This window comes from Parabacteroides chinchillae (assembly GCF_900108035.1).
GTDB classification, from domain to species: domain Bacteria; phylum Bacteroidota; class Bacteroidia; order Bacteroidales; family Tannerellaceae; genus Parabacteroides; species Parabacteroides chinchillae.
Window position 1 is genome coordinate 275,154 of record NZ_FNVS01000002.1, and the last position, 8,703, is coordinate 283,856.

General features: G+C 43.3%; 6 protein-coding genes. 3 read left to right on the top strand and 3 right to left on the bottom strand.

All coding sequences use genetic code 11. The features are described 5' to 3' along the window. Window positions 1-10 precede the first annotated feature (10 nt). Window positions 11-2,224, bottom strand: a complete 2,214-nt coding sequence (locus C4S38_RS03135; protein ID WP_103982514.1) for a heavy metal translocating P-type ATPase — start codon at window positions 2,222-2,224, stop codon at window positions 11-13. A gap of 118 nt (window positions 2,225-2,342) precedes the next feature. Between C4S38_RS03135 and C4S38_RS03140 the strand changes: the two genes are divergently transcribed. Next, a complete protein-coding gene (locus tag C4S38_RS03140) occupies window positions 2,343-2,792 on the top strand; it encodes a YhcH/YjgK/YiaL family protein (RefSeq protein ID WP_103982515.1) in 450 nt (149 codons plus the stop codon). Window positions 2,793-2,828: 36 nt separating this feature from the next. Here the strand turns inward: C4S38_RS03140 and C4S38_RS03145 are convergent, their stop codons facing one another. Then, the gene (locus tag C4S38_RS03145) at window positions 2,829-3,734 is read right to left on the bottom strand and encodes a glycyl-radical enzyme activating protein (protein WP_103982516.1); all 906 of its coding nucleotides are present in this window, start codon (window positions 3,732-3,734) and stop codon (window positions 2,829-2,831) included. A 2-nt stretch (window positions 3,735-3,736) separates the two neighbouring features. After that, complete coding sequence (gene hypD, locus C4S38_RS03150; RefSeq protein WP_103982517.1) at window positions 3,737-6,121, bottom strand: trans-4-hydroxy-L-proline dehydratase; 2,385 nt, start codon at window positions 6,119-6,121, stop codon at window positions 3,737-3,739. Window positions 6,122-6,293: 172 nt separating this feature from the next. Here hypD and C4S38_RS03155 point away from each other — a divergent pair, with 172 nt between their 5' ends. Then, on the top strand, window positions 6,294-7,958 hold the full coding sequence (locus C4S38_RS03155) for an AMP-binding protein (protein ID WP_103982518.1): 1,665 nt from the start codon (window positions 6,294-6,296) through the stop codon (window positions 7,956-7,958). A gap of 373 nt (window positions 7,959-8,331) precedes the next feature. After that, the coding region (locus C4S38_RS03160) for a hypothetical protein (protein WP_146059440.1) at window positions 8,332-8,703 on the top strand (372 nt) is incomplete at its 3' end.

Here is an 8,703-nt window from a genome sequence, read left to right on the forward strand (position 1 = left end):
GTTTTTAAGTTTATATTTTACTCCACTTCAGCCGAAGGCTGTTAAGCACTACCGATACCGAACTAAATGCCATAGCTGCACTTGCCAGCATCGGATTCAGCAACAGGCCGTTTATAGGAAACAGAACTCCGGCAGCCAGAGGAATACCGATCAAATTATAAATAAAGGCCCAGAACAGGTTTTGATGAATAAGCCTTACCGTACTTTTGGAAAGACGGATTGCTTCCGGCAACAACAGCAGATCTGAAGTTATTAAAGTAACCATAGCTACATCCATTGCTATATCAGTACCTTTCCCCATAGCAACACTAACGTCTGCACGTGCCAGGGCTTGCGAATCGTTAATGCCATCACCCACCATAGCAACCTGCTTACCTGCTTTCTGCAAATCTTTTATATATTCCTCCTTGTCATTAGGCAATACTTCCGCCTTATAATAACGTATACCTAAAGCAGACGCTACAGATTCTGCAGTCTTGATACTATCACCGGTAAGTAAATGGACTTCTATACCCATCCTAGTCAATTCTTTCACAGCAGCAGCCGAAGTCGGTTTAATACGATCGGCAATTGCCATTACAGCCAGAACTTCGTCATTCCGTCCGTAATATACAACACTTTTACCCTCTTGTTGCCAATTATCAATATGTACAGATGTAAAATGAGATACGGTTGCACCAAATAATTCCAAGAACCCCGCACTGCCAGCCCAGTAAGTCATGCCATCCACATTCACACGGATTCCTCTGCCTGTTATACTTTCAAAGCTGTCCACATCACAAGTCTGCGCTCCGGAAGCTTCTGTAGAACGCACAATAGCCGAAGCTAAAGGATGTTCCGACTTCAATTCCGCCGTATATAGAACATCCAAATATCGTTGTGTGGAACCTTCCGGCCAAAATGAATCCGTTACTTCGGGAATGCCTTCCGTTAAAGTGCCAGTCTTGTCCAATACAACGGTATTCACTTTACACATATTCTCCAAGGCAAAAGCATCTTTAATAAGAATATGCCGCTCGGCACCTTTGCCTATACCTACCATCAGAGCTGTTGGAGTAGCTAAACCCAATGCACAGGGACAAGCAATCACCAATACAGAGACCGCCGACAATAAAGCGTACGAGAAATAATTACTGCCGCCTATCAACAACCAACACGCAAACGTTACGACCGCCAGTCCTACAACTACAGGCACAAAGACTGCACTTATCTTATCGACAATCCGTTGAACCGGAGCTTTACTACCCTGAGCTGCCTGCACCATTTGTACAATCTGAGCCAGAACCGTAGCTCCACCTACGCCGGTAGCTTCCATCGTGAAAGCTCCTTTCTGATTGATAGTTCCCGCCAAAACCCGATCACCGCTTGTTTTTTCCACAGGAATAGGTTCTCCACTGAGCATGCTTTCATCCACAGAGGATGCCCCTTGTACCAATGTACCATCTACAGGAATTTTTTCACCCGGACGGACACTAATTACATCTCCTATCTGCAACAAAGAAATAGGTACTTCTTCCTCTTTCCCGTCTATAACACGACGAGCCGTTTTAGGTTGTAGTCCCATCAATCCCTTAATGGCCGAAGAAGTGCTATTCTTTGCCCGCTCTTCCAATAGTTTCCCCAAAAGAACAAAAGCGATAATTACACCGGATGCCTCATAGTATACATGCGGTTCCAATCCTCTATCATACCAGAATTGCGGATAGGCCGTATTAAACAAACTGAATACAAATGCTATAGAGGTACTTAAAGCAACCAAAGTGTCCATATTGGCACTCCCGTGCAACGCATGACGGACACCATTTATATAAAATGACCGTCCGAAAAAGAGCATAATTGTTAATGCCAGTACCATCATTATCCAGTTGGCATAAGGCATATGCATGAACACCATACCGAGCAAAGCCAAAGGAATAGAAAGCAACCACGCCCCTATCGTATTACGACGCAATTTATAATAATGCCTACGAGACATTTCTTCCTGTATAGCTTCTGTATCTTCTTCTTCAATTACCAGATCATATCCTGCCGCCTGTATGGCAGCCCTTATCTGTTTAAGATCGATTATAACGGGATGGTAAGTTACATTTAACGTATTGGCAGCAAAGTTGACAGTAGCTTTCTCCACGCCGACCAAATCTTTTACGGTATTCTCGACATTACCGGCACATACGACACAACTCATCTCCAACACCGGAAGAACTTTTGTTTCCAAGTCTTTCATTATATAATATCCTTTATAACCTTTTACACCTTATTTATATTATGTATAACAAAGGTACACCGAAAATGGTTACCTTTGGCAACAAAATTACCAAAAACAAAAACACAAAAATTATACCATGATACTAGATTCATTATGTAATTCAGCACGGTTTGAAAGTCTTCATCCTTTATTCAAAGAAGCTTTCGATTACCTGAAATCAACCGATTTTTCGAAAGTAGAAGATGGCAAATATGAACTGGAAGGTAAGCAAATAACAGCATCCATAGCAAGCCTTTTCGGCAAAGAAAAGGCAGAAGCCGCCATCGAAACCCATAAAAAATATATCGACATACAAGCTCCGTTGCTTGGTGTTGAGAAAATAGGATGGAAAGCCGGATGCGAGCTAAAAGAAGAGTCGATTCCTTATAACGAAGACAACGACATTGCCTTTTATGTAGATCGTCCTACCGCTTTCACCAAGATTTATCCGGGACAATTTGTTATCTATTTTCCTGAAGACGGCCACGCGCCAGGCATCGGCCAAGGCAACATCCGCAAAGTAGTGATTAAAATACCAGTATTATAACGGCTGTATGCTAAAGAAAAAAGAAGATGTAACCGATTAACCCCCTATCTTTGCATTTATTCCGTACGAATGGAATATCTCTACGCATTTCTGTTGTAGATTCTCTGACGGAGTTGACATGGGAAATTGGTCCGGATTATAAACAGAACCCAATTTCTCATGTTTATTTTTACCTATATCATGGTAAGGCAGTAGGTTTACAACCTTAAGGTGCTGCGGAAGTGAAGCAAGGAAAGATGCGCTTTGACGAATATTATCTTCATCTGTATTTATACCCTCAATCAAAGGTATACGGATAATGAACTCTTTACCGGCATCGGCTACCATCCGCAGGTTAGATAGAATTAATTCATTCGGCACACCACAATACTTCTTATGCCAAAAAGAATCCATCAGTTTCAAGTCGATAAGAAAAAGATCTGTATGTTCCATCACTTGCCGAACTAATTCAGGGCGTGCATACAAAGTCGTATCTACAGCACGGTGAATACCTTCCTTTCCACAACGTTGTAATAGTTCCAATAAAAAATCGGGATGCATCAGCGGTTCACCTCCGCAGAAAGTTACCCCGCCTTCGGAGCAGTCCATAAAAAGTATTTCCTTCCTGATTTCTTTCATCAGTTCGTCGGCCGTATATTCCTTACCGGATATTTCCATTGCCAGCGAAGGACACACATCCGCACACTTACCGCACACCGTACAAAGTGAAACATCGGAAGAAACACCTTCTGAAGTCAGCCGGAGAGCATGCCCGGGGCAAGCATCCACACAAGCACCACAGCCCAGACATTTCTGTTTTGTATAAAGTTTCTCTCTTTGTCCGGATATTCCTTCCGGATTATGACACCATACACATGACAGCGGGCATCCTTTCATAAAGATTGTTATACGAATGCCCGGCCCGTCATTAATAGCATATCGCTTTATATCGAAAACCAGCATAGTTAAAAGCTTTCCTGTTCCGTACGCGCAATAACATCTGCTTGTAAATCGGCATTCATATCATTAAAGTAGTCGCTATAGCCGGCCACACGCACCAGCAAGTCACGGTATTCTTCAGGACATTTCTGTGCAGCATACAGCGTCTCCGTATCTACTATATTAAACTGAATATGATGTCCTCCCATAGCAAAATAACTACGGATCAGAGAGCAGAGTTTGGATATATCTTCCTCCCGTTTCAACAAGGAAGGCATAAAACGTTGATTCAGTAAAGTGCCTCCACTTTTTACCTGGTCCAGTTTACCCAATGATTTAACCACAGCCGAAGGCCCATGCGTATCTGCCCCATGCGAGGGAGACGTACCATCCGATATGGCTTTGCCAGCCAGCCTTCCATTAGGCATAGCTCCCATCACTTTGCCGAAATAGACATGGCAGGTAGTTGATAGCATATTCAAATGGAAACACTCTCCTTTCGTGTTCGGCTTACCCTCTATAGCATCATATAAATCGTCGTAAACCTTTACGGCAATCTGATCGGCATAGTCATCGTCGTTTCCAAAGAACGGAGTCCTGTTTAATATACGTTGGCGCATGGCCTCCTTACCTTCAAAGTTAGTAGTTAAGGCTTCCAGCATTTCAGCCATACAAAATGTCTTATCCTCAAAAACATGCTTTTTCAGGGAGCAAAGGCTGTCAGTAACAGTTCCCAGGCCGGTACACTGGATATAGGTTGTATTATAGCGTGGCCCACAGTTATAGTAATCCTTTCCTTTAGCGATGCAATCGTCTATAAATAAAGAGAGAAAGGTAGCCGGAGCATACTTGGCAAACATACGGTCGATATAATTACTTACACGCACTTTCATATCCACAAAATAATGAATCTGCTTCAGAAAAGCAGCATATAACTCATCATAGCTTTTAAAATCACACGGATTACCTGTCTCCAGTCCGACCTTCTGCCCTGAAACAGGATCTACGCCATTATGCAAAGTAACTTCCAAAACTTTAGGAACATTCAAATAACCGGTCAACACATAAGCCTCTTTACCGAAAGCCCCTACTTCAATACATCCGCTACATCCTCCTTCGCGTGCATCTCGCAACGACTTGCCTTGCCGTATTAGTTCCTGTACATAAACATCCGGGTTAAACACTGAAGGATAACCATGTCCCTGGCGGATTACTTTACATCCGGCACGCAAAAACCTTTCCGGTGTACGCGTACCGACATGAATCGCACTGCCGGGTTGAAGAATATGCAATTCTTCTATCACTTCCAACATGATATACGACACTTCGCTTACCCCATCGCTACCGTCTGCTTTTATTCCTCCGATATTCAGATTTGTAAAATCATTGTATGTCCCGCTCTCCTTAGCCGTAATCCCCACCTTAGGGGGAGCTGTATGGTTATTGACTTTTATAAAGAAACACGACATTAGTTCCTTCGCTTCATCACGCGTCAAAGAACCTTCAGCTATTTCCTTTTCATAAAAAGGAGCCAGGTGCTGGTCAAAATGTCCGGGGTTCATGGCATCCCAACCGTTCAACTCCGTAATTGTACCCAAATGTATAAACCAATACATCTGAATTGCTTCCCAGTAGGTACGGGGAGCATGAGCCGGAACCCAACGGCATACTTCGGCAATCTTACGCAACTCGGAAGCCCGTTTAGGGTCTTTCTCTTCACAAGACATTTTATCAGCCATGTCCGCATGCCTTTCTGCAAAAAGAATAGCAGCATCACAGGAGATAGACATGGCAGTAAGCTCCTCCTGCTTATCGGTAGCTTCCGGATCATTCATGTAGTCCAATGCAGCCAGTCCGGAAGCAATCCGCTCTTTTAAATCCAACAAACCATATTTATAAACCTTCCCGTCCAAAGCAGTATGGCCGGGAGCACGCTGTTCCATAAATTCCGTGAACATACCGGTCTCATAAGCCAATTTCCATTCCCCGGGTACATGGCTAAAGATTCGTTCGCGTTGCGTACGTCCCTTCCAATAAGGTATAACCTCTCTTTCGTAAGTATCAATATCTTGTTGGGAAATAGTATAACGTTGCAATTCACGCGTATTCAATATATGCAGGTCTTCTATACTATGGCAAGTAAGTTCGGGGAAAGTAGGAACAGATTTTGGTGACGGGCCACGCTCTCCGACAATTAGTTCATCCCGGCCGATATAAATGGTTTTATGTTTGCATATCTCGAGGAAATTTAATGCCCTGAGAACAGGTATCGGATATTTACCTTCATTCTCCTTATAAAAACGGGTCTCGATAAGGGCACGTTCGATAGAAAGAGAAGGTTCTGCTTCAAACGTTTGTTTACGTAGCCGTTTGATACGGTCGTTCATGCCAAATGCATTTGTTGTCTCCATCTTGTATTTTGATTTATGCAAACAAGTAACATAGCCGATGCTACCCTACTTTTACTCCGGTTAATTATACTGAAATAAGAATATTACAATACCGAACAAACATATATGTTTTTTGCTATATTTGCAACATTCACTTTAACTTTCTGGTTATTCTCAATATAAATAAAACAACATGGAGAATCGTTTTTTGGAGCTGATAGAGAACAGCATAAAAGAGCATTGGGATTTGCCCGCTTTTTCCGACTATAACGGACATACATATCATTATAAAGACGTAGCCCGCCGAATAGAAAAGTTCCATATAATATTAGAACATGCGGGCATCAAACAAGGAGATAAAGTAGCTCTGGTAGGACGAAACTCATCCAACTGGGCTATCTGCTTTTTCGGCATACTGGCATACGGGGCTGTTGCAGTTCCCATCCTTCACGAATTCAAGCCGGATAACATACACCATATCGTTAACCATTCCGAAGCAAAGGCCGTACTTGCCGCTTCAAGCAACTGGGAGAATATGAATGAAAAGATGATGCCGGACGTCAGATTATTTATGATGCTGGATAATTTTTCCATTATTCATAGTAAGAATAAAGAAATAACTACCGTGCGGGAACGTATCAATGAATATTTCGGGAAAAAGTATCCCCGTTCATTCACCGCCGGCGATGTAAAATATCATCTGGAAAAACCAGAAGAACTGGCCGTACTAAACTATACGTCGGGTACAACCAGCTTTTCGAAAGGGGTGATGATTCCTTATCGCAGCTTATGGAGCAATACGCAATTTGCATACGACAATTTACCGTTTATTCATCCGGGCGACAATATTGTATGTATGCTTCCGATGGCACACATGTACGGACTTGCATTCGAGATACTGAATTCGGTTAACAAAGGATGCCATGTACACTTCCTGACCCGTACACCAAGTCCTAAAATCATTGCCGAAGCATTTGCTACCATCAAACCGTCATTAATACTGGCCGTACCTCTTATCATTGAAAAAATTGTCAAGAACAAAGTATTTCCGGAGCTGGAGAAACCGCTTATCAAACTTTTACTGAAGGTTCCTTACATCGATCAAAAAATACGTGATACAATTGCAACAAAGCTAAATACGGCTTTCGGCAACAACTTCGGAGAGATTGTTATAGGCGGAGCCGCTTTAAATAAAGAAGTGGAAGCGTTTCTTAAATCCATCAATTTCCGTTATACCGTAGGATATGGAATGACGGAATGCGGTCCGTTGGTTTCGTATGCACAATGGGATGTGTTCGAACAAGGTTCCGTAGGACGCATCGTAGACAGAATGGAAGCACGCATAGACTCCTCCGATCCTGAAAATGAAGTTGGCGAAATATTGGTGCGCGGCATGAACGTAATGCTTGGATATTACAAGAACCCCGAAGCGACCAAAGCCGTAATGATGCCTGACGGCTGGATGCGCACCGGAGACCTTGGTACCATAGATTCTACCGGTTCGCTCTTTATCCGTGGACGCAGCAAAAGCATGATACTAGGCCCTAGCGGACAAAATATTTACCCCGAAGAAATAGAAGACCGTCTCAATAATATGCTTTACGTGGCAGAGTCTATCATTATCTCGCAAAATGGCAAGTTGATTGCCCTTATCTACCCCGATTGGGAACAGGTAGACAAAGCCGGTATTCAGCACAGTGAGATAGAAAAACTTATGCAGGCCAATGTAGACCTGCTCAACACCGAGATGCCTGCCTATAGCAAAGTATCGTGCTTCAAACTTTATCAGGAAGAGTTCGAAAAGACACCGAAGCGAAGCATCAAACGCTATTTATACCAGCCGGCGGAAGAAAATTAAAGCAACAGTTCAAAACGCAAACAAGCGCAGATTTACGCAGATATTTTTCCTTACCGCGCAAGAAATCCCTATCTTTGCCCCCGCAACATCTCATAAACAAGATGAAATACATTCCTTGTATAAGACATATATCTGCGGAACATACATGTTCCGCAGTCCTTCTTCATGAAGAAGGAAATTTTGCAAAAAAAACGTAACCTTTCCTCCACCCGCCTTTTTCACGTAAAAAACAATCAAAACATAGCAGGTTGCCCTTGCAACCTGCCTAAAACGTGTGTCCGTACCGCACGGAAAACCTCCGTACACCTACAGAGCCTCTACAGAACGGATTTCTCAATTTTCAACCTAATATTAACTCTTTAAATTCAAAGTTATGGAACAAACAAAAGCGATCAAAACCCGCTACCTTACGACCGGTTTCCTGATAATGCTGGCAATGCTGCCTGCATTGACCGCATGCAACGACGACGACGAACCGGAAAAAGACCCCACAACAGGACACACCCTGACGCTTACGCTCAAAACCGGTGTAGAAGCCATACCGGAGACGAGAGCGCTGATCCGAGAAGCAGCCCCGGAAAGCGAAGCCGCGCAAGCAGGCTTCTACTACGAACTGGTATCGAGTGATGCGGACAGCATTGCTGTTTCCAGTCCGATGACCAAAGCGCCAACAACGCTGAAGAACGTCTACGCCCTCCTTTTTAAGAGCGACGGAACGTTCAACGGCAGAGCCAACATCGGAACC

Excerpts from the sequence above, each read along its gene's own strand:
- C4S38_RS03140 (WP_103982515.1), top strand. The coding sequence starts at position 2,343 with ATGATACTAGATTCATTATGTAATTCAGCACGGTTTGAAAGTCTTCAT.
- C4S38_RS03135 (WP_103982514.1), bottom strand. The coding sequence starts at position 2,224 with ATGAAAGACTTGGAAACAAAAGTTCTTCCGGTGTTGGAGATGAGTTGT.
- hypD (WP_103982517.1), bottom strand. The coding sequence starts at position 6,121 with ATGGAGACAACAAATGCATTTGGCATGAACGACCGTATCAAACGGCTA.
- C4S38_RS03155 (WP_103982518.1), top strand. The coding sequence starts at position 6,294 with ATGGAGAATCGTTTTTTGGAGCTGATAGAGAACAGCATAAAAGAGCAT.
- C4S38_RS03145 (WP_103982516.1), bottom strand. The coding sequence starts at position 3,734 with ATGCTGGTTTTCGATATAAAGCGATATGCTATTAATGACGGGCCGGGC.